This window comes from Pseudomonas sp. CP-1 (genome assembly GCF_021213715.1).
Classification (GTDB): Bacteria; Pseudomonadota; Gammaproteobacteria; order Pseudomonadales; family Pseudomonadaceae; genus Pseudomonas; species Pseudomonas aeruginosa.
On sequence record NZ_JAJQKY010000019.1, the window covers coordinates 15029 to 35663 of the forward strand.

At 67.9% G+C, this 20635-nt stretch carries 22 protein-coding genes; 10 read left to right on the forward strand and 12 right to left on the reverse strand.

The features are described 5' to 3' along the window. Window positions 1-44: 44 nt before the first annotated feature. The 6 genes from LT948_RS26610 to def all read right to left on the reverse strand — a co-directional run bounded on the left by LT948_RS26610 (window position 45) and on the right by def (window position 5304). Window positions 45-317, reverse strand: coding sequence for a hypothetical protein (locus LT948_RS26610; protein WP_003142201.1), 273 nt, complete (start codon window positions 315-317; stop codon window positions 45-47). A gap of 314 nt (window positions 318-631) precedes the next feature. After that, on the reverse strand, window positions 632-949 hold the full coding sequence (locus tag LT948_RS26615; protein WP_003097288.1) for a tetratricopeptide repeat protein: 318 nt from the start codon (window positions 947-949) through the stop codon (window positions 632-634). 148 nt (window positions 950-1097) lie between these two features. After that, window positions 1098-2471 carry a Trk system potassium transporter TrkA gene (gene trkA, locus LT948_RS26620; RefSeq protein WP_003111375.1) on the reverse strand — a complete coding sequence of 458 codons (1374 nt, stop codon included), beginning with the start codon at window positions 2469-2471 and terminating at the stop codon, window positions 1098-1100. Between the two features lie 26 nt (window positions 2472-2497). After that, window positions 2498-3802 carry a 16S rRNA (cytosine(967)-C(5))-methyltransferase RsmB gene (rsmB, locus tag LT948_RS26625; RefSeq protein WP_023092224.1) on the reverse strand — a complete coding sequence of 435 codons (1305 nt, stop codon included), beginning with the start codon at window positions 3800-3802 and terminating at the stop codon, window positions 2498-2500. Further along, window positions 3799-4743 carry a methionyl-tRNA formyltransferase gene (gene fmt, locus LT948_RS26630; protein WP_009316076.1) on the reverse strand — a complete coding sequence of 315 codons (945 nt, stop codon included), beginning with the start codon at window positions 4741-4743 and terminating at the stop codon, window positions 3799-3801. The genes rsmB and fmt overlap by 4 nt, the downstream gene beginning before the upstream one ends. Window positions 4744-4797: 54 nt before the next feature. Further along, window positions 4798-5304 carry a peptide deformylase gene (def, locus tag LT948_RS26635; protein WP_003097293.1) on the reverse strand — a complete coding sequence of 169 codons (507 nt, stop codon included), beginning with the start codon at window positions 5302-5304 and terminating at the stop codon, window positions 4798-4800. 138 nt (window positions 5305-5442) lie between these two features. Between def and LT948_RS26640 the strand changes: the two genes are divergently transcribed. From LT948_RS26640 to LT948_RS26650, 3 genes are all read left to right on the forward strand, one after another. Next, window positions 5443-6468: a LysM peptidoglycan-binding domain-containing protein gene (locus LT948_RS26640; RefSeq protein WP_003097294.1), complete on the forward strand. Its 1026-nt coding sequence runs from the start codon at window positions 5443-5445 to the stop codon at window positions 6466-6468. 134 nt (window positions 6469-6602) lie between these two features. After that, the gene (gene dprA, locus LT948_RS26645) at window positions 6603-7691 is read left to right on the forward strand and encodes a DNA-processing protein DprA (protein ID WP_023092225.1); all 1089 of its coding nucleotides are present in this window, start codon (window positions 6603-6605) and stop codon (window positions 7689-7691) included. A 40-nt stretch (window positions 7692-7731) separates the two neighbouring features. Further along, window positions 7732-8289, forward strand: a complete 558-nt coding sequence (locus LT948_RS26650; RefSeq protein WP_003097300.1) for an L-threonylcarbamoyladenylate synthase — start codon at window positions 7732-7734, stop codon at window positions 8287-8289. Window positions 8290-8298: 9 nt separating this feature from the next. Here the strand turns inward: LT948_RS26650 and LT948_RS26655 are convergent, their stop codons facing one another. Further along, window positions 8299-9276 carry an NADPH:quinone reductase gene (locus tag LT948_RS26655; protein WP_003097303.1) on the reverse strand — a complete coding sequence of 326 codons (978 nt, stop codon included), beginning with the start codon at window positions 9274-9276 and terminating at the stop codon, window positions 8299-8301. 190 nt (window positions 9277-9466) lie between these two features. On the opposite strand from LT948_RS26655, the gene hemF reads away from it, so the two are divergent. The 5 genes from hemF to LT948_RS26680 all read left to right on the forward strand — a co-directional run bounded on the left by hemF (window position 9467) and on the right by LT948_RS26680 (window position 14229). Then, window positions 9467-10384: an oxygen-dependent coproporphyrinogen oxidase gene (hemF, locus tag LT948_RS26660; RefSeq protein ID WP_003097311.1), complete on the forward strand. Its 918-nt coding sequence runs from the start codon at window positions 9467-9469 to the stop codon at window positions 10382-10384. A gap of 57 nt (window positions 10385-10441) precedes the next feature. Further along, window positions 10442-11266, forward strand: coding sequence for a shikimate dehydrogenase (aroE, locus tag LT948_RS26665; protein ID WP_003097314.1), 825 nt, complete (start codon window positions 10442-10444; stop codon window positions 11264-11266). Window positions 11267-11376: 110 nt separating this feature from the next. After that, the gene (locus LT948_RS26670) at window positions 11377-12363 is read left to right on the forward strand and encodes a phospholipase (protein WP_033995672.1); all 987 of its coding nucleotides are present in this window, start codon (window positions 11377-11379) and stop codon (window positions 12361-12363) included. After that, entirely contained in the window at window positions 12344-13630 is a 1287-nt protein-coding gene (locus LT948_RS26675; RefSeq protein WP_031636998.1) for a peptidylprolyl isomerase, read from the forward strand. Before LT948_RS26670 ends, LT948_RS26675 begins: the two co-directional genes overlap by 20 nt. Continuing rightward, the gene (locus LT948_RS26680; RefSeq protein ID WP_003097318.1) at window positions 13627-14229 is read left to right on the forward strand and encodes a hypothetical protein; all 603 of its coding nucleotides are present in this window, start codon (window positions 13627-13629) and stop codon (window positions 14227-14229) included. Before LT948_RS26675 ends, LT948_RS26680 begins: the two co-directional genes overlap by 4 nt. Window positions 14230-14232: 3 nt before the next feature. On the opposite strand, the gene LT948_RS26685 is transcribed toward LT948_RS26680, so the two are convergent. The 3 genes from LT948_RS26685 to betC are packed head-to-tail and all read right to left on the reverse strand — an operon-like array spanning window position 14233 to window position 18242. Next, window positions 14233-15786 (reverse strand): SulP family inorganic anion transporter, encoded by a 1554-nt coding sequence (locus tag LT948_RS26685; protein ID WP_003097320.1) that lies wholly within the window; start codon window positions 15784-15786, stop codon window positions 14233-14235. Between the two features lie 4 nt (window positions 15787-15790). Next, window positions 15791-16714: a choline ABC transporter substrate-binding protein gene (locus tag LT948_RS26690; protein WP_003097322.1), complete on the reverse strand. Its 924-nt coding sequence runs from the start codon at window positions 16712-16714 to the stop codon at window positions 15791-15793. A gap of 16 nt (window positions 16715-16730) precedes the next feature. Then, the gene (betC, locus tag LT948_RS26695) at window positions 16731-18242 is read right to left on the reverse strand and encodes a choline-sulfatase (protein WP_003097323.1); all 1512 of its coding nucleotides are present in this window, start codon (window positions 18240-18242) and stop codon (window positions 16731-16733) included. A 112-nt stretch (window positions 18243-18354) separates the two neighbouring features. On the opposite strand from betC, the gene LT948_RS26700 reads away from it, so the two are divergent. Together LT948_RS26700 and LT948_RS26705 are read left to right on the forward strand one after the other, a co-directional pair. Beyond that, complete coding sequence (locus LT948_RS26700; RefSeq protein WP_031628098.1) at window positions 18355-19269, forward strand: choline sulfate utilization transcriptional regulator; 915 nt, start codon at window positions 18355-18357, stop codon at window positions 19267-19269. 10 nt (window positions 19270-19279) lie between these two features. After that, window positions 19280-19657 (forward strand): DOPA 4,5-dioxygenase family protein, encoded by a 378-nt coding sequence (locus LT948_RS26705; protein ID WP_003114635.1) that lies wholly within the window; start codon window positions 19280-19282, stop codon window positions 19655-19657. On the opposite strand, the gene LT948_RS26710 is transcribed toward LT948_RS26705, so the two are convergent. Both LT948_RS26710 and LT948_RS26715 read right to left on the reverse strand, forming a co-directional pair. Beyond that, window positions 19636-20001 (reverse strand): Hpt domain-containing protein, encoded by a 366-nt coding sequence (locus tag LT948_RS26710; RefSeq protein WP_003097330.1) that lies wholly within the window; start codon window positions 19999-20001, stop codon window positions 19636-19638. The genes LT948_RS26705 and LT948_RS26710 overlap by 22 nt on opposite strands. Window positions 20002-20008: 7 nt before the next feature. Further along, window positions 20009-20632 (reverse strand): response regulator transcription factor, encoded by a 624-nt coding sequence (locus LT948_RS26715; protein WP_003111192.1) that lies wholly within the window; start codon window positions 20630-20632, stop codon window positions 20009-20011. Between the last annotated feature and the right edge of the window lie 3 nt (window positions 20633-20635).

Below are 20635 nucleotides of genomic sequence, written 5' to 3' on the forward strand. Positions count from 1 at the left end.
CTGGAGGAAGGGCGCAACGGCCGTGACCGTTGCGCCCTTCTTCGTTAGGAGGTGGTAGCCCGGTGCGCGGCCGTGAGCAGCGTCAGGGCATCGCCGCCGAGCGTGACCAGGATGTGCGCCACGCGCTGAATGGGAACGCCCTGCCCTGTCCGCACTTCGATCCTTTCCAAGGCATGGAGGAGGCCGAGGAGAGCCCTGAGGCGCTCCTGTACGGATTCGAGCATCTCATTGGCGGAGGCGTTCCGGTGAACGTAGAGAATCGCTTGCTCGTATGGGTATTCTACATAGGACGGGACTGAACGCTCGTGCTTCGACATGTTGGCTCCGGAAAAGTAGTTGAAGTCGGGTGTCGCGTTCGGGCTTGGACCGAAGCGATGAGTCGAAGCTAGAGGGCCGGCAGCGGTCGCTCAATGGGGTGTTGGGCGTTCGGGATGCAGGCTACATCGTTGACAGAAGTTGCCTACGAATGTGTGGAACAGGTCTTTGTAAAAGTGTCGTCGGGGCGTGCTCGAACCGTTCCGCCAGCGCTGGATGAGGACGCCCGACCCGTCTGCCGGAACTCCGGCCTACGGGTGGAGAGAACGCGCTGTACTCCGTCCTGGCCGGGGAAGCGCGAGCCTCGGCCGGACGCTCAGGTTCTCGCCCTGTCGAGCTTGCGCAGGAACACCGTCATTTCCTTTTCGGCCTGCTTGTCGCCATGCGTCGCGGCAGCTGCCAGGCCTTGCTCCCAGGCCTGCCGGGCGCCCGCGAGATCGCCGGCAGCCTGGCGCGCCTTGCCCAGCAGTTTCCAGCCAGCGGAATACTTCGGGTCCTGCTCTACGCAACGCTGGAGGTGTTCCGTCGCGCGTTCGGCGTCGCCCGCGTCCAGGTAGCCCTTGCCCAGGCCGAAGCGCAGCAGCGCATTGTCCACGCCTTTGGCCAGCATCTTTTCCAGACCTTCGATCATCATCCTGCCCTCTTCCAACGATGTCGGCCATTGTGCCCGGCTCCGGCCAGGCTTTGCACGGAACAGGGGGCTTCGGCCGTTGCGAAGGAGGCACGCGGCCCCTTCGTGTTCGTAGGCCGAAGCCCTATCGCCGTTCGCGATAGGGCGTGCCTCAGAAGAACGTCAGGCCGGCCTGGAACAGTCGCTCGACGTCGCGGATGTATTTCTTGTCGACCAGGAACAGCAGCACGTGGTCGCCGCTCTCGATGTGGGTGTCGCCGTGGGCGATCAGCACTTCCTCGTCGCGCACCAGCGCGCCGATGGTGGTGCCCGGCGGCAGCTTGATCTCGTTGATCGAGCGACCGATCACCTTGCTCGACTTGGCGTCGCCATGGGCCACCACCTCGATCGCTTCGGCTGCGCCGCGGCGCAGCGAGTGTACGCTCTCGATGTCGCCGCGGCGAACGTGGGCCAACAGGGTGCCGATGGTCGCCAGTTGCGGGCTGATGGCGATGTCGATCTCGCCGCCTTGCACCAGGTCGACATAGGCCGGGTTGTTGATCAGGGTCATCACCTTGCTCGCGCCGAGCCGCTTGGCCAGCAGCGAGGACATGATGTTGGCCTCGTCGTCGTTGGTCAGGGCGAGGAACACGTCGGTCTCGCCGATGTTCTCCTCCAGCAGCAGGTCGCGGTCGGAAGCGCTGCCGTTGAGCACGATGGTGCTGTCCAGGGTATCCGAGAGGTGCCGGCAGCGCAGCGGGCTGCGCTCGATGATCTTCACCTGGTAGCGGCTCTCGATGGCCTCGGCCAGGCGCTCGCCGACATTGCCGCCGCCGGCGATGATGATCCGCTTGTAGCTGTCGTCGAGCCTGCGCATCTCGCCCATTACCGCGCGGATATGGGCCTTGGCGGCGATGAAGAAGACTTCGTCGTCGGCCTCGATCACCGTGTCGCCCTGGGGAATGATCGGCCGGTTGCGGCGGTAGATCGCGGCGACGCGGGTATCCACGTTCGGCATGTGCTCGCGCAACTGGCGCAGCTCCTGCCCTACCAGAGGGCCGCCGTAGTAGGCCTTGATGCCGACCAGTTGCGCCTTGCCTTCGGCGAAGTCGATCACCTGCAACGCGCCGGGATGTTCGATCAGGCGCTTGATGTAGTTGGTGACCACCTGCTCCGGACTGATCAGCACGTCCACCGGGATCGCCTCGTTGTCGAACAGGCCGGTACGGGTCAGGTAGGCCGGCTCGCGGACGCGGGCGATCTTGGTCGGGGTGTTGAACAGGGTGTAGGCGACCTGGCAGGCGACCATGTTGGTTTCGTCGCTATTGGTCACCGCCACCAGCATGTCGGCGTCGTCGGCGCCGGCCTGGCGCAGCACCGTGGGGAACGAGGCCTTGCCTTGCACGGTGCGGATGTCGAGGCGGTCGCCGAGGTCGCGTAGGCGGTCGCCGTCGGTGTCGACCACGGTGATGTCGTTGGCTTCGCTGGCCAGGTGCTCGGCCAGTGTGCCGCCGACCTGGCCGGCACCTAGGATGATGATTTTCATGGCAGGAACGGCTCGTCAGGTTTCGATCAACGGGCGGATATCTTGATCAGCTTGGCATAGTAGAAGCCATCGTGGCCTTCCACCTGCGGCAACAACTGGCGGCCGTGGGGCTGTTTCATGCCCCAGGGGCCGGGAAGGTCCAGTTCGCGGGCGCCGGGCGTACGGGCAAGGAAGGCGGCGATGCTGTCGCTGTTTTCCGCCGGCATCACCGAACAGGTGGCATAGAGCAGCACGCCGCCGACTTCCAGGGTAGGCCACAGTGCGTCGAGCAATTCACCTTGCAGGTGCGCCAGGGCGGCGATGTCTTCCGGCTTGCGCGCCAGCTTGATGTCCGGGTGGCGGCGGATCACCCCGGTGGCCGAGCACGGCGCGTCGAGGAGGATGCGCTGGAACGGCTTGCCGTCCCACCACTCCCCGGTGGCCCTGGCGTCGGCGGCGACCAGGCTGGCTTGCAGGCCGAGCCGCTGGAGGTTTTCCCGAACCCTTACCAGGCGGCTCTCCTCGAGGTCGACGGCGACCACTTCGGCCAGTCCCGGCTGGGTTTCCAGCAGGTGGCAGGTCTTGCCGCCAGGCGCACAGCAGGCGTCGAGGACACGCTGGCCGGGCGCGCTTTCGAGCAGCTCGGCGGCCAGTTGCGCGGCTTCGTCCTGGACGCTGACGCGGCCCTCCGCGAAGCCCGGTAGTTCGCGTACGTCGCGCGGCGCGGCGAGCTGGATGCCGTCGCGGCTGTAGTCGCAGGCGCGGGCCTCGATCCCGGCTTCGGCGAGTTCGGCCAGGTAGGCATCGCGCTCGCCATGGCGCCGATTGACCCGCAAGGTCATCGGCGGGTGTGCGTTGTTCGCCGCGCAGAGCGCGTCGAGTTGCTCCGGCCAGGCCTGCTTGAGCGCTTTCAGCAGCCAGCGCGGATGGCCCAGGCGCGCCGAGGGATCGCGGTCGACCTCGGCCAGCAGCGTCTCGCCTTCGCGCTGCGCGCGGCGCAGCACGGCGTTGAGCACGCCCTTGGCCCAGCCCTTCTTCAGCTTGTCGGCGCAGCCGACGGTCTCGCCGATCGCGGCGTGCGGCGGAATCCGCGTGTAGAGCAACTGGTAGAGGCCGATCAGCAGCAGGGCGTGGATATCGGTGTCGGCGGCCTTGAACGGCTTCTGCAACAGGCGCGCGGCCAGGGCCTGCAGGCGCGGTTGCCAGCGCGCCGCGCCGAAGGCCAGCTCCTGGGTCAGGCCGCGATCACGCGGGGCGACCTTGTCCAGTTGCGGCGGCAGCGCGCCAGACAGCGAGGCGCGTCCGGCGAGCACCGCGGCCAGCGCCTGGCAGGCGGCGAGACGCGGGTTCATTGGCCGAGCACCTGGCCGGCGGCGAATTGCTCGCGACGGCTGTTGTAGAGGTCGGCGAAGGCCAGTGGCTTGCCGCCCGGCAATTGCAGGCGGGTCAGGCGCAGGGCGCCTTCGCCGCAGGCGACCAGCAGGCCGTCGCGGCTGGCCTCGAGGATGGTTCCGGGCGCCCCGCTACCCTGCCCCAGGCTGGCGCCGAGGACTTTCAGCGGAGCATCGGCGAGGCTGGTGTGGCAGACCGGCCACGGGGTGAAGGCGCGGACCTGGCGCTCCAGTTCGACGGCCGGACGGCTCCAGTCGAGGCGTGCCTCGTCCTTGTTCAGCTTGTGCGCGTAGGTGGCCAGGGCGTCGTCCTGGACCTCGCCATGCAGGGTGCCGGCGGCCAGGCCGGCGATGGCTTCGACCACCGCTTTCGGGCCGAGCGCGGCGAGCCGGTCGTGCAGGCTGCCGCCGGTGTCCGCGGCGGAAATCGGCGTGCTCACCTTGAGCAGCATCGGGCCAGTGTCGAGCCCGGCTTCCATCTGCATCACGGTGACGCCGCTCTCCGCGTCGCCGGCTTCCACCGCGCGCTGGATCGGCGCGGCGCCGCGCCAGCGCGGCAGCAGCGAGGCGTGGCTGTTGATGCAGCCCAGGCGCGGGATATCGAGTACCGCCTGGGGCAGGATCAGGCCATAGGCGACCACCACCATCAGGTCCGCGCGCAGCGCCGCCAGCTCCGCCTGGGCCTCGGCATTGCGCAGGCTCTGCGGCTGCATGACCGGTAGGCCATGCTCCAGGGCCAGGCTCTTCACCGCGCTGGGCATCAGTTTCTGCCCGCGGCCGGCCGGCCGGTCGGGCTGGGTGTAGACGGCGACGATCCGATGTGGGGTGTCGAGCAGGGCCTTGAGATGCTCGGCGGCGAATTCCGGGGTTCCGGCGAAGACGATGCGCAATGCTTGGCTCATGCGGGGCTCGCTAAAAGAAAAAGGCTTGCCGGGGCAAGCCTTTGGGGGATGGGGTCACGCCTGCTGTCGATGCTGCTTTTCCAGCTTCTTGCGGATGCGGTCGCGCTTGAGGGTGGACAGGTAGTCGACGAACAGCTTGCCGTTGAGGTGGTCGCATTCGTGCTGGATGCATACCGCCAGCAGGCCTTCGGCGACTTCCTCGAAGGGGTTGCCGTCGCGGTCGAGGGCCTTGATCCGGACCTTCTGCGGTCGGTCCACGTTCTCGTAGAAGCCGGGTACCGACAGGCAGCCTTCCTGGTACTGGTCCATTTCCTCGGTCAGCGGTTCGAACTCGGGGTTGATGAATACCCTCGGCTCGGACTTGTCTTCGCTGAGGTCCATGACCACGATGCGCTTGTGCACGTTCACCTGGGTCGCGGCGAGGCCGATGCCCGGGGCTTCGTACATGGTTTCGAACATGTCGTCGATCAGCTGGCGCACCGCGTCGTCGACCACCTCCACCGGTTTGGCGATGGTCCGCAGGCGCGGATCGGGGAATTCGAGAATGTTCAGGATGGCCATATGCGTTTGTGATGCACTTGTGGAATCGATTGAAAATCCGCTGCTAAGATGGCGCGCAGCTTGAAAACGGCTTCAGACCGCGTTTCTCGCGGGCTTCGGGCGTTTCGCGTATGTCGACATGATAAAGGGATTCACTGCATGAGGAAATCACTAGTCGCCCTTCTGCTCCTTGCCGCGAGCGGTCTGGCGCAGGCCCAGGTCGACCTCAGGGAAGGGCATCCGGACCGCTACACGGTGGTCAGGGGCGATACCCTGTGGGACATCTCGGGGAAATTCCTCCGCCAGCCATGGAAGTGGCCGGAACTCTGGCACGCCAACCCGCAGATCCAGAATCCCCACCTGATCTACCCCGGCGACACCCTCAGCCTGGTCTACGTCGATGGCCAGCCGCGCCTGGTGCTGAACCGTGGCGAATCGCGCGGGACCATCAAGCTGTCGCCGAAGATCCGCAGCACGCCGATCGCCGAGGCTATCCCGACCATCCCGCTGGACAAGATCAACAGCTTCCTGCTGGCCAACCGCATCGTCGATGACGAGAAGACCTTCACCAGTGCGCCGTACATCGTCGCCGGCAACGCCGAGCGGATCGTCAGCGGCACCGGCGACCGCATCTACGCCCGCGGCAAGTTCGCCGACGGCCAGCCGGCCTATGGCATCTTCCGCCAGGGCAAGGTCTACATCGATCCGAAGACCAAGGAAGTCCTCGGCATCAACGCCGACGACATCGGCGGCGGCGAGGTGGTAGCCACCGAAGGCGACGTCGCGACCCTGGCGCTGACCCGCACCACCCAGGAAGTGCGCCTGGGCGACCGCCTGTTCCCCACCGAGGAGCGTGCGGTGAATTCCACCTTCATGCCCGGCGAGCCGAGCCGCGAGGTGAAGGGCGAAATCATCGACGTACCGCGCGGCGTGACCCAGATCGGCCAGTTCGACGTGGTCACCCTGAACCGTGGCCAGCGCGACGGGCTGGCCGAGGGCAACGTGCTGGCGATCTACAAGGTCGGCGAGACGGTGCGCGACCGCGTTACCGGTGAGTCGGTGAAGATTCCCGACGAACGCGCCGGCCTGCTGATGGTGTTCCGTACCTACAAGAAGCTGAGCTACGCCCTGGTTCTGATGGCCAGCAGGCCGCTCTCGGTAACCGACAGGGTGCAGAATCCCTGACTCGAAACCCCCGCCTCGGCGGGGGTTTCGCGTTTCTGGGGGAAGGAAATTTCATACGACGGTTTCCAGGATGGAAGCCGGACCCTTCCCCTCTTCCTGTCAGCGATGGACCTGCCTGCTATGGATGAGTCGCGATGAAGAACCATTCTCCAGCCGAACTGGAAGCACGGCTGCGCCTGCATGGCCTGCCCGAACTGGGACCCATGCGCTTCCTGCGCTTGATCGAGGCCTTCGGTTCGGCCTCTTCCGCGCTTGCCGCGCCAGCCGGCGCCTGGCGCACCCTGGGAGTGCCTGCCGAGGCCGCTGCCGCGCGGCGCAGCCCGGCGGTGCGGGAAGCGGCGGGTGAAGCCCTGCGCTGGCTGGAAGGTCCGCGCAGGCACCTGCTGATGTGGGACGACCCGGGATACCCGGCACTGCTCGCCGAAGTCGCCGATGCCCCGCCGCTGCTGTACGTCGAAGGCACCCCGGAGACTCTGGAACGGCCGCAACTGGCGATGGTCGGCAGCCGCCGCGCCAGCCCCGCCGGGCTGGGCACCGCCCGGAGCTTTGCGCGCAGCCTGGCGCAGGGCGGCTTCGCCATCACCAGCGGGCTGGCCCTGGGCATCGATGGCGCCGCCCACGAGGGCGCGCTGGAGGTTGGCGGCGCGACCGTGGCAGTCCTCGGCACCGGCCTGCGCAGGCTCTATCCGCGCCGCCACGAGGCGCTGGCGCGGCGCATCGTCGAGGGTGGCGGCGCGCTGGTTTCGGAGCTGCCGCTGGACAGCCCGCCGCTGCCGGCAAACTTTCCCCGGCGCAACCGCATCATCAGCGGACTCTCGCTGGGTGTGCTGGTGGTCGAGGCAAGTCCCGCCAGCGGCTCGCTGATCACCGCGCGGCTGGCGGCGGAACAGGGTCGCGAGGTGTACGCCATTCCGGGTTCCATCCACCACCCCGGCGCACGTGGCTGCCACCAGCTGATTCGCGATGGCGCGCTGCTGGTGGAAAGCGTCGGGCACGTGCTCGAAGCACTGCGCGGCTGGGCGCAGGCGGAGCCAGCGGAAGCGCCGGCGCAACCCCTGCCCCACCCTTTGCTGGCGCTGCTGCGCGCCGCGCCCTACACCAGCGAAGGCCTGGCCGCCGCCAGCGGCATGACGCTGCCCGACGTGCTGGCGACGCTCAGCGAACTGGAACTCGACGGCCGGGTCGCCTGCGAGGCCGGCACCTGGGTGCATCGCTCCGGCTGAAACCGTACACTTCGCGCACCCTGTCCGCTGGAGTGAGTCGATGATCAGCAGCTTTCGTGCGCAATGCGCCGCCCGGGTCGTCCGCGAGGGCGGCGTGATCGCCTATCCCACCGAGGCGGTATGGGGGCTCGGCTGCGACCCGTGGAACGAGGATGCGGTGTATCGCCTGCTGGCGCTGAAGGCGCGGCCGGTGGAAAAGGGCCTGATCGTGGTGGCGGCGAACATCCACCAGCTCGACTTCCTTCTCGAAGACCTGCCGGACGTCTGGCTGGACCGCCTGGCCGGTACCTGGCCGGGGCCGAACACCTGGCTGGTGCCGCACCAGGAGCGCCTGCCGGAGTGGGTCACCGGCGTCCACGACAGCGTCGCCGTGCGGGTCACCGACCATCCCCTGGTACAGGAACTGTGCCATCTCACCGGTCCGCTGATCTCCACCTCGGCCAATCCGGCCGGGCGCCCGGCGGCGCGCACGCGGCTGCGGGTGGAGCAATACTTCCACGACGAGCTGGACGCTATCCTCGGCGGCGCCCTTGGCGGGCGCCGCAACCCCAGCCTGATCCGCGACCTGGTGACCGGACAGGTCATCCGCCCGGCCTGAGTACGCGCTTCAGGGCAACAGTACGGTCGAGCCCGTGGTTCGCCGTGCGGCCAGTTCGGTATGCGCCCTGGCTGCTTCGGCCAGGGCGAAGCGCTGGTTGATCTCGATGCGGATGTCGCCGCGCTCGATCAGGCCGAACAGCTCGTCGGCCATCGCCTGGAGTTTTTCCGGGGTATCGGCGTAGCTGCCCAGGGTCGGCCGGGTCACGTACAGCGAACCCTTCTGCGAGAGGATGCCGAGGTTGACCCCGGTCACCGGCCCCGAGGCGTTGCCGAAGCTGACCAGCAAGCCGCGCGGCGCCACGCAGTCCAGCGAGGTTTCCCAGGTATCCTTGCCCACCGAGTCGTAGACCACCGGGCACTTCTTCCCGTCGGTCAGTTCGAGCACCCGCCGCGCCACGTTCTCGTGGCTGTAGTCGATGGTCTCCCAGGCACCGTGCTGCCTGGCCAGGCGCGCCTTTTCCGGCGAGCTGACGGTGCCGATCAGTTGCACTCCAAGGGCCTTGGCCCATTGGCAGGCGAACAGGCCCACGCCGCCCGCGGCGGCATGGAAGAGAATGGTTTCGCCGCCCCGCAGTTCGTAGGTCTGGCGCAGCAGGTATTGGGTGGTGAGCCCCTTGAGCATCACCGCGGCGGCCTGTTCGAAGTCGATGCCGTCGGGCAGGTGGACCAGCTTCTCCTCCGCCAGCACATGCAGTTCGCTGTAGGCGCCCAGCGGGCCGGTGGCGTAGGCGACGCGGTCGCCGACCTTGAAACGGGTCACTTCGCTGCCCACCGCCTCGACCTCGCCGGCCCCTTCGCTACCCAGCCCCGAAGGGAAGCCGGGGGCTGGATAGAGGCCGCTACGGTAGTAGGTGTCGATGAAGTTCAGGCCGATGGCGCGATTACGCACGCGGACTTCCCGGGGGCCCGGCTCGGCGGGTTGGTAGTCGCGGTATTCGAGGACTTCGGGGCCGCCGTAGGCAGCGAACTGGATGCGCTTGGCCATGCTGGAACTCCTGCTTCGTCAGGGTTTCGGACGGTCGCGCCGGGTGGGCGACCCTGGGTAAAGGCCTTCATCCAAGCCTTCCCCTTGACGGCCGTCAAGCGCCGGCTACCCATCCAGGGTGGTATGCTTGCGCCCTCGTTTCGTCGCCAGCCCGCGCCCCGCGCGGCCTCCCCGCTCCAAGGTGAACTCCGTGACCGACCGTATCGCCGCTGTCAAAACCTACCTGCTCGACCTGCAAGACCGCATCTGCGCCGCCCTCGAGGCGGAGGACGGCAAGGCCCGCTTCGCCGAGGACGCCTGGGAGCGTCCGGCCGGTGGCGGCGGACGGACGCGGGTAATCGGCGACGGCGCATTGATCGAGAAGGGCGGGGTGAATTTTTCCCACGTCTTCGGCGATAGCCTGCCGCCCTCGGCCAGCGCCCATCGGCCGGAACTGGCCGGGCGCGGTTTCCAGGCGCTCGGCGTGTCGCTGGTGATCCATCCGGAAAACCCCCACGTGCCGACTTCCCATGCCAACGTGCGTTTCTTCTGCGCCGAGAAGGAAGGCGAGGAGCCGGTCTGGTGGTTCGGCGGCGGCTTCGACCTGACCCCCTACTACGCCCACGAGGAAGACTGCGTGCATTGGCACCGGGTCGCTCGCGACGCCTGCGCGCCGTTCGGCGCGGACGTCTATCCGCGCTACAAGGAATGGTGCGACCGCTACTTCCATCTCAAGCACCGCAACGAGCCGCGCGGCATCGGCGGCCTGTTCTTCGACGACCTCAACCAGTGGGACTTCGACACCTGCTTCGCCTTCATCCGCGCTATCGGCGACGCCTATATCGACGCCTACCTGCCGATCGTCCAGCGCCGCAAGCACACGCCGTTCGATGAACGGCAGCGAGAGTTCCAGGCCTATCGTCGCGGTCGCTACGTGGAGTTCAACCTGGTCTTCGATCGTGGCACCCTGTTCGGCCTGCAGTCCGGCGGCCGTACCGAATCGATCCTGATGTCGTTGCCGCCGCAGGTGCGCTGGGGCTATGACTGGAAACCCGAGCCGGGCAGCGAGGAAGCGCGCCTGACCGAGTATTTCCTCGCCGACCGCGATTGGCTCGCCGGCCAGCCCTGACCCGCCCGCAGGGGACGAGTCCGCTCGTCCCGTCCCACCCCGGCAAAGGAACGACCCATGGACCGCTACTGCGTATTCGGCAACCCCATCGGCCACAGCAAGTCGCCGCTGATCCACCGCCTGTTCGCCGAGCAGACCGGCGAGGCGCTGGTCTATGACGCGCAGCTGGCGCCGCTGGACGATTTCCCCGGGTTCGCCCGGCGCTTCTTCGAGCAGGGCAAGGGCGCCAATGTCACCGTGCCGTTCAAGGAAGAGGCCTATCGTCTGGTGGACGAATTGAGCGAGCGGGCCACCCGGGCCGGGGCGGTGAACACCCTGATCCGCCTGGCCGACGGTCGCCTGCGCGGCGACAACACCGACGGCGCGGGCTTGCTGCGGGACCTGACGGCGAACGCCGGGGTCGAGCTGCGCGGCAAGCGGGTTCTCCTGCTCGGCGCCGGCGGTGCGGTGCGCGGGGTGCTCGAACCCTTCCTCGGCGAGTGCCCGGCGGAGTTGCTGATCGCCAACCGCACGGCGCGGAAGGCCGTGGACCTGGCCGAGCGATTCGCCGATCTCGGCGCGGTGCGCGGCTGCGGTTTCGCCGAGGTCGAAGGGCCTTTCGACCTGGTCGTCAACGGCACCTCGGCCAGTCTTGCCGGCGACGTGCCGCCGCTGGCGCAGAGCGTGATCGAGCCCGGCCGTACCGTCTGCTACGACATGATGTATGCCAAGGAACCGACCGCCTTCAACCGCTGGGCCGCCGAACGCGGTGCGGCGCGTACCCTGGATGGCCTGGGCATGCTGGTGGAGCAGGCCGCCGAGGCATTCTTCCTCTGGCGTGGCGTGCGTCCTGCCTCGGCGCCGGTGTTGGAGACGCTGCGCCGGCAATTGGCAACTGTCTGAGTTGTCAGGCCGCATTTGAGACGTACGTCTCAAATCGGTTTCCATCTGACATGTAGGAATCACAAAACCGGGTTAAGACTTCAGGCTTCACTCACTCTCGAGCGCTGCCGATGAAAACCTTCGCCCGCCTGGCCGCCGGTCTCTGCATCTGCACCATCGCCAGCCAGGCCAACGCCTGGTCGCAACCGACCCACAAGAACATCGTCAAGGACGCCCTGGCCTTCATGAACTCCTCCTACGCCACCGAGGAGATGCGTCAGGCCTACCGGTTCTACGTGAGCGCCGCCGGCAGCGAGGCGCAGGCCGGGGAGATCCTCGGCCAGGCGGCCTTCGACGTGGACGACTTCAAGGACACCCGTCTCGGTGGCTGGTGGGTCGGCTACGAACACGCGCCGCTGTGGGGCGCGGCTTCGGGCATCGTCAACTACACCTCGTACTGGCACTTCCTCAACCTGGCCCGCGACGGCGACTCCCATGGCAACCCCCACGGCGGCTACGACTACCGCTACCACAAGGTCGACGGCGGCATCGCCGACGTCGACTGGTACGCCATGGTCTATCTCTACAACCGCGAGCTGAAGCGCGAGGACTTCGACACCACCGAGGCGCACTACCGCCAGGGCACCCGCTCGGACTGGCAGGAGCACTACGGCGACTTCCAGACCGCCGCCTTCCAGCCGATCGACAACCTCGCCACCTACTGGTTCGAGCAGTTCCGCGCCGCGCCTTCGCTGCAAACCATCGGCTATGCCCTGCACGCCACCGGCGACGTGGCCCAGCCGCACCATGTGTGGATCACCTCGGCCAACGGCCATTCCAGCTGGGAAGGCTGGGTCGACGACCACTACGCCAGCGAGAAGCTCAACGACCCGGCGGCGGTGGCCAACCTGGTGGGGCGCTACGATCCGAGCAAGAGCATCCGCGACCTGCTCACCCAGACCGGCCAGGTCGCCTACGCGCGTCCCGAGCCGCTCTACGACACCAGCTACGAGACGCGCCTGCGGGTGGCGAAGGAGCTGATTCCCGAGTCCATCGCCCTGACCGTCACCGTACTGACCAAGGGCGCCAACAGCTTCGATGCACAGACTGCTCTCTGACCGCGCTCGGGGCTGGCGTCGCGCACTGTGCGGGGTCGCCCTCGGGCTGCTGGCGTGGAGCGCCCATGGCGTCCCCGCCAACGCGCCGCAGGATCTGCGGATCGACGGCGAGGTGCTGCCGGGGAAAAGCGTCGACCTGCTCGAGCAGGCCCTGTCGCGGGTCAAGTTCAACACCGACCCGCAGCAGTTGCGCCGCGGCCTGGTGGAAAACCGCCTGCTGGCGCGCGCGGTGGAAGACCAGCTCACCGCGCAGAGCCGCGCCGATCTCGACGCCAGCGTGGAGATCGAGGCCGGCAACCTGCTCGAACAGGTATACGGCAGGCGCTACCGCGAGGACCTCGGGCCATACCTGCGCCAGCCCCGGGCCCTGAGCGCGGAGCGTTTGCGCGAGGTGCTGGCGCCGAGGAGCCGCGGCCTGGTGGAAAACAGCCTGCTGCTGGATGAGACGCAGCGCCGCGAGGCGGCCGGGGTCGAGCTGATCGGCTGGCAGTTTCCCGGCCAGCCGGCACAGGTCCTCGACCTGCTATCGCTGTACGAAGGCGACAACGTCCAGGGCCAGGTGGAATTGCAACAGGGCAACCTCGCCTACCTGGCGCGCCAGGTCCAGACCCGCATCCGCCGCGACTACCTCTGGTACCGCCTGGCCCGGGACGGCTTCGGCCCGGCAGAGCGGCAGGGCGTGAGGACCCTGGTGCGGGACAAGCTGGTGCGCCATCGCTATCTGCACCAGATCGGCCTCTACAGTGATTTCCACCATGAGTCCGAGGCGCTGCGGGAACTCGCCGGCAAGGTCAGCGACAAGGACGCCGAGGCCTACTATCGGCGCAACCTGGAGCGTTACCGCAACGTCGCGCAGGTGCAGGCGGCGCATATCCGCCTGGCCGACCAGGCGAGCGCGGACAAGGTCTACGCCGAGTTGCGCAACGGCCTGGCCTTCGACGAGGCGGTACGCCGCTATTCCCTGGCCGACGACAGGGACCGCGACCCGCCCGGCGACCTAGGCCTGATACGGCCCCAGGACGGCCGGCTCGACCTGCTGCGCAAGACTGCGCTGATCCAGAAGGCCGATACGGTTTCCCAGCCGATGCGCATCGACGGCGCGTTCGAGATCGTCCGGGTGCGTAGCCGCGAGGATCGCCAGTTGCCCCTCGACGACCGCAGCGTGCGCTTCGAGGTGAACCAGGCGGTGGCGCGCGAGCAACTGGCAGCACAGTTCGAGACGCGCCTGCGCAACCTGCTGGCCGGCGCCAGGGTGGAAGGCCTGTGAAGCGCTGGCTCGGCGTTGCCCTCGGCTGCAGCGGGCTGGCGATCGCCCTGGCCTGCGCCGGCGTGTTGCTGGCGCCCGCCGATATGGCCGCTTCCTCGTCTTCTCCGCCGCCAGCCAGGACGCTTGCGGCGCTGCCCGCGGTCGACGACCGTCCGCCGCCGCTGGCGCCGGTACGATCGCAAGCGGTGGCACCGGCGTACGAGGCGAAGCCGCCGGCGGCGGAACTGGATCGCGAGCAGGCGATCCAGTTCATGCAGATGCTGCGCGACGAGGGCGACCCGCGCAGCCCGCCGCTCGGCGGCCTGCAACCACGCCAGGGCGCGACGGCGCAGGAGCTGGCCGATCCGAAGCAGTACCAGGCCTTCGAGGAACGACAGACCCGCGAACTGGTACAGGCCTACACCAGCGGCGTACAGCAGATCCCGGAAATCCGCGCGCGGATCGAGGCGGCCGAACAGGGTGGCGAGCGCAGCGCCGAGGAAATCGACGAGGCTCGCGCCGCCCTTGGACAGTTGGAGATGATGCGCGACAAGCTGCAGCGGGAATCGCCGCAACTGCTGCCCGGCGACAGCGCACCGACATCGCCGGCGGCGCCCTGAGCGTCAGCCTTCGTAGTGCAGGCGGCAGCCTTCGTCGGCCTGCCGGCCCAGCGCTTCGCGGACCTGCGGGCGAGCGTGGCGCAATACCAGGCGGCGTCCCTCGGCGTGCAGGCGGCGGGCTTCCTGCTGCAACAGCACTGCGCCGGCGAAGTCGATGAAGTTCACCTGGCGGGCGTCCAGCACCAGCCGTGGCCTGTCACATTGGCGCATGAGGCGTTGCAGGTAGTCGCAGGCGCCGAAGAAGATCGAGCCTTCGATGCGTAGCACTTCTTCCTCGTCGTTGCGCTGGCGCAGTACGCGTGGTGTCGAGGTGCGCCGCAGGTAGAAGAACAGCGACGCCAGCACTCCCGCGTAGATGGCGTTCTGCAGCGGCAACAGCAGCGTGGCCAGGGCGGTTAGGCCGGCCACCAGGCATTCGGCGCGGCCGCTGCGGTAGAGCGCACGGAGCGCCGGGCGGTCGATCAGGCCCCAGGCGATCAGCAGGATGCCTGCGGCCATCGCCGGCAACGGTACATGTTCGATCAGGCGCGCACCGAGCACGGCCAGCAGGGCCACCCAGAGCGCCGAAAACGCACCCGCCAGCGGGGAGCGCGCACCAGCTTCCAGATTGAGCCCGGAGCGGGTGAAGGAACCCGCCGACAGGCTCGCCGACAGCCAAGGCCCGAGCAGGTTCGACAGACCCTGGGCGCGGACCTCCTGGTTGGCATCGAACGCGTCTCCCTGGCGCGCGGCCAGGGCGCGGGCGATCGACAGGCTGGTGACCAGCCCGAGCATGCCGCAGGCCACCGCCGCAGGTAACAGGTCGAGGATCGATCGGGAATCGAAGACCAGCGGATTCCAACCCGGCAGTGCACTCGATAAGGCCTGCACATGGGCTACCGAGGCGAAGGTCCCGGGTAGCGCCCAGACCAGCGTGGCACCGCCCAGCAAGCCAAGCAGCAGGGCCGGCCAGCGCGGTCGCAGGCGCCTGACCAGCAGGCTGAGCGCGAAGCTGAAGCCGCCCACCAGCAGCGATGGGCCATCGAACTCGGCGAACCGCGCCAGCAGCCGCCAGCCGTTTCCCGGCGCTGCGCCCTCCCCGCTCGCGGCCAGGCCGAGAAGATAGGGCAGTTGGCCGAGGACGATCAGCAGCGCCGCGCCAAGGGTGAAGCCGAGCATCACCGAATGCGAGACGAAATTGACCAGCGACCCGACGCGCAGGACGCCGAGCAGCCACTGGAAGGCGCCGGCGAGAAAGGTCAGCAGCAGCACGGCCTGGACGTATTGCGGGCTGCCCAGCGGCGCCAGGGGGGCCACCGAACTGAACAGCAGCACCGAGATCGCCGCGGTGGGACCGCTCACCAGGTAGCGCGACGAGCCCCACAGGCAGGCGATCGCCACTGGCAGCATCGCCGCGTACAGGCCGTACTCCGCTGGCAGGCCGGCGATCAGCGCATAGGCCATCGATTGCGGCAGTGCCAGGATCGCGCCATTCAGGCCGACCCAGGCCTCGCGCCTGAGCGTGCCCCGGCGTAGCCCCGGTAGCCAGGCGAGGAACGGCAGCAGGCGCGTCCACATGGCGCTATGGCTGGCCGCGAACCGCGGCCAGGGCGTCGCCGCCGTCGCGGCTGGTCACCCCTTGCAGCCAGGCCTCGAGCACCCGCGGGTTGGCCTTGAGCCAGGCGCGGGTCGCCGAGGCCGGAGTCGCCGTGCCTTCCAGCGCGTCACTCATCAGGCGGTTCTCCATATCCAGGTCGAAGCGCAGGTTGGCCAGCAGCCGCGCCGGGTTCGGGCACTGCGCGGCGTAGCCCTTGCGTGCCAGGGTGTAGACCTGGCCGCGGTCGCCGAAGTACTGCTCACCGCCTTCCAGGTAGCGCAGGTCATGGCGGATGTTCATCGGGTGCGGCGTCCAGCCGAGGAACACCAGCCAGCGCTGGCGCTTCTCGGCCCGGCCGAGTTCGGCGAGCATCGCCTGCTCGCTGGACTCCACCAGCTTCCAGTCGCCGAGGCCGAACTGGTTGGCGTCGATCATCTTCTGGATCGACTGGTTGGCCGGCGCGCCGGAGCCGATCCCGTACAGCTTGCGGTTGAAGCGTTGCCCTTGCGCGGCGAGGTCTTCGAAGCGGTGTACGCCGGCGTCCCAGACGTAGCGCGGCACCGCCAGGGTGAAGCGGGTGCCATCGAGGTTGCGAGCGAGGCGTTCGACCTGGCCGCTGGCGACGAACTTGTCGTGATAGTCCTGGTGCGCGGGCATCCAGCCGCCGAGGAAGGCGTCCACCTGGCCGTCGCGCAGGCCGCCATAGATGATCGGCACCGACAGGGTATCGATCTTCACCTGGTAGCCGAGGCTTTCCAGGAGAAACGCGGCGGTGGCGTTGGTCACCGCGATATCGCTCCAGCCTGGATCGGCCAGCCTGACGCGGGCACAGGCGGGGTCTTCGGCGTATAGCGAGGCGCTGCCCAGGAACAGGGTGGCGGCCAGCAGGCAGGTGGGAAGCCGGTTCATGGAAGTGCCCTCGTGCTCAGGGTTGCGGGAAGCGCGCGCGGCGCTCGAGATCGTCCAGGTCGATATGGTTGCGCATGTACTGCTGGCTGGCGTCGACCCACGGCTGGTGGTCCCAACTGGCCAGCCGCCCTCGCGCCAGCGCGGCGGCCACCAGGCGTCGGCGGCGCTGGCTGTCGAGTACGGCGCGGGTGATCGCGGGGATGTCCCAGCGTCGCCGGGCCTCGTCGAGGAACGCCTCGAACGTTCCGCGATGGGCCGGACTGGCGGCGAGGTTCTCGCGCTCCTGCGGGTCGTTGCGCAGGTCGTAGAGCAGGCAGGGGTCCTGCTCGGAGTAGATGAACTTGTAGTCGCCGCGGCGGATCATCATCAGCGGGCTGAGGGTGCCCTCGGCGGTGTATTCGCCGATCACCTCGTCATGCCCGCTGCCGTCGCGCAGGTGCGGCAGCAGCGAGCGGCCTTCCAGCGGCAGGCGTGGATCGACCTGGCCGCCGGCCAGCTCCACCAGGGTCGGCAGCAGGTCCACGGTGGATACCGAAGCGCCGATGCGGCGCGGCGCGAAGCGCGCCGGCGCATGGACCAGCAGCGGCACGCGCGCGGCCATCTCGAACCAGTGCATCTTGTACCAGAGGCCGCGCTCGCCGAGCATGTCGCCATGGTCGCCGGAGAACACCACGATGGTGTCGTCGGCCAGCCCGCATTCCTCCAGGGTCGCCAGCAGCGCACCGATCTGCGCGTCGACGTAGCTGCAGGCGCCGAAGTAGGCACGCCGGGCGGCGCGGATGCGCTCCTCGGGCAACGGCTTGTCCCACAGGTCGATGACCTTCAGCAGGCGTTGCGAATGAGGGTCCTGCTCCTCCTGGGCGAAGCGCTGGCGCGGCAGCGGGATGTCCTCGTCGCGGTAGAGATTCCAGTAGCTCGCCGGGATGCTGTAGGGGTCGTGCGGATGGGTCATCGACACGGTCAGGCAGAATGGCTGGCCGGCGTGCTGGCGAACATGGTCGTAGAGGTACTGGCGGGCCTTGAACACCACCTCCTCGTCGAAGTCCAGCTGGTTGGTGCGCACGCAGGGACCGGCCTGCAAAACCGAGGACATGTTGTGGTACCAGCTCGGGCGCACCTCCGGCTCGTCCCAGTTCACCGCCCAGCCATAGTCCGCCGGATAGATGTCGCTGGTCAGGCGTTCCTCGTAGCCGTGCAACTGGTCGGGACCGCAGAAGTGCATCTTGCCCGACAGCGCCGTGCGATAGCCGAGGTTGCGCAGGTAGTGGGCGTAGGTGGGGGTATCGGCGGCGAAGTCAGCGGCGTTGTCCCAGGCGCCGATGCGGGTAGGCAAGCGACCGCTGACCAGGGTGAAGCGCGACGGCGCGCAGAGCGGGCTGTTGCAGTACGCCGAGTCGAACACCACGGCCCGTTCGGCGAGGCGCGAGAGGTGAGGCATGCGCAGCACCGAGCGCGGATCGTGAAGCGGCAGCAGCGGCGCGGCCATCTGGTCGGCCATGATGAACAGGATGTTCGGCGAGGTCTTCATCGGGCGGCTTATCCCATGCGATTGGGTTATGCGATAGTGCTGCGTCGATCATCAGTGCATCGAAATCCCTGGTAAACCGCATGGGGCTGGATGCGTTGGATAAGCCTGGCTTATGGGAGAACACCTCATGCCGCTGTCCCTCGACCTGCTCCGGGTATTCGAGTCCGCCGCCCGCCAGCTCAGCTTCACCGCTGCCGCCGAGGAGCTGGGGACCACCCAGCCTGCGGTCAGCCAGCAGATCAAACGCCTGGAGAAGGAGCTGGCGACCCCTCTGTTCCAGCGCGTCCATCGAGGCATCGTGCTCACCGACGCCGGCCAGCTCCTGCTCCGCCACGTGGCCGCCGGCCTCGAGACGATCGATGCCGGCATCGCCGCGCTGGGCGCGCGCCAGCGCCACGAGGTGCTCCAGGTGGCCACCGACTACGCCTTCGCTGCCTACTGGCTGATGCCGCGCCTTCCGCGCTTCCATCAGGCCCATCCGCACCTGGACGTGAGCCTGGTGACCAGCGAGCGCGGCCTGGCCGGCCAGCGCGGCGATATCGACGTGGCGATCCTGTTCGGCGACGGTCGTTCCAAGCACGGCGAAGCGCACCGGCTGTTTCGCGAGGAGGTGTTCCCGGTCTGTAGCCCGCGGCTGGTCGAGGGATTGCAGTTGCCGCTGGCCAAGGCGCACCTGGCGCGCCTGCCGATGCTGCATCTGAAGCCGGCGCAGCACGCCCGCTGGTTCGACTGGCCGGCGTTGTTCGAAGCGTTGGCCATCGATCGGCAGCCGATTCCGGCGGTGCTCAGCTTCGACAACTACACCTTGCTGATCCAGGCGGCCATCGCCGGCCAGGGCGTGGCCATCGGCTGGCGCCACCTGGTCGACGGCCTGCTCGAACAGGGGCTGCTTTGCCGGCCCATTGGCGAGAGCTGCCTGTCGCGATACGGGTACTATGCGGTATTGCCGGAGCGCAAGCGGCGCCAGCGGCTGGTCGACGGTTTCGTCGACTGGCTACAGGCCGAGTTGCAGGCCGGCGGCGCTTGAAGAGGTGACGATGAACGAGTATTCCACCCCCCGCATCCAGGGCTTCCATGCTCACGTCTATTTCGATGCGCAGAGCATCGAGCGAGCCCGCGCCCTTTGCGAAGAGGCGGCGCGGCGCTTTCCGCTGAAGATGGGGCGGGTCCATGAGCGGCCGGTAGGGCCGCATCCGGACTGGAGCTGCCAGCTGGCGTTCGCTCCCGAGGTGTTCGGCGAGCTGGTGCCCTGGCTGGCTATCCATCGGCAGGACCTGGTGGTGTTCATCCACCCGGTCACCGGCAACGATCTGCTCGACCATCGCGACCGAGCCATCTGGATGGGAGCCATTCGCCCGCTGGACCTGTCGATCCTGGACGAAGGCCCGCAACGCTATGACTTCGCCGTGCCTTGAGGCGCGGTCATCGTCATCCAGTCGTGCAGTTCGCATTGCAGCTCGCCCAGTGCCGTCACCAGGTCGTCGACGGCATCGGCGAGCTTGCGCACGGAGCTTTCGCCGCAGGCGATCTCCAGTTGGTGGCAGGCGCGTTCCACGGCGTGGGCGTGGATCAGCGAGGCCATGCCCGCCAGGCGGTGCGCCAGCTCGTTGAGTTCCTGGGTCTGCTCGCGCTCCTGGGCGCGCCGCAGCTTGCGGGTGTCTTCGTTGTTGCTGGTCATCAGCTGCGCGACGAGCAGGCGGCTGATCTCCGGTTGGTTGGCGCGGTCGCCCAGGGCGGCGGTCAGGTCGAACGTTCGCATGGGATCCTCAGATCAGCTCGTGGCGGCGGGCGAAATCGATCAGGCCGGCCAGGGAATGGGCGTTGAGTTTCAGCATGATGCGTGACTTGTAGGTGCTCACGGTTTTCTCGCTGAGGAACAGCTGCTGGGCGATGGCCTTGTTGGTATTGCCGTTGGCCAGGTACTGCAGCACGGTCATCTCGCGGTCGGAAAGGCTTTCCAGCATGCGGGCCTCGTTGTCGCGGCTCTGCTGGTTGATGCTGCGCAACGCCCCGGTGGGGAAGTGGATGTAGCCGGCCAGCACGGCCTTGGCGGCGAGCAGCAGCTCGGAGAGGTTTTCCCTTTTGCTGACGAAGCCCATGGCGCCGGCCTGCAGGCATCGCGGGGCGAACTGCGCCGGATTCTGCCGGGTCAGGACCAGGACCTTGGTGTCCAGCTTCAGGGACTTCAGGCGGGCTATCACTTCGAGACCGTCGATCTTGGGGATGCCGATGTCCAGGATGGCCAGGTCGGGAGACTTCTTGCGGGCTACCTGCAGGGCTTCGGCACCGTTGTCGGCCTCGCCGACGATGGTGAAACCGTCGCGCTCGAACAGCAAGCGCACGGCCAGGCGGATAGCGGGATGATCATCGACGATCAGCACCTTACTCATGCG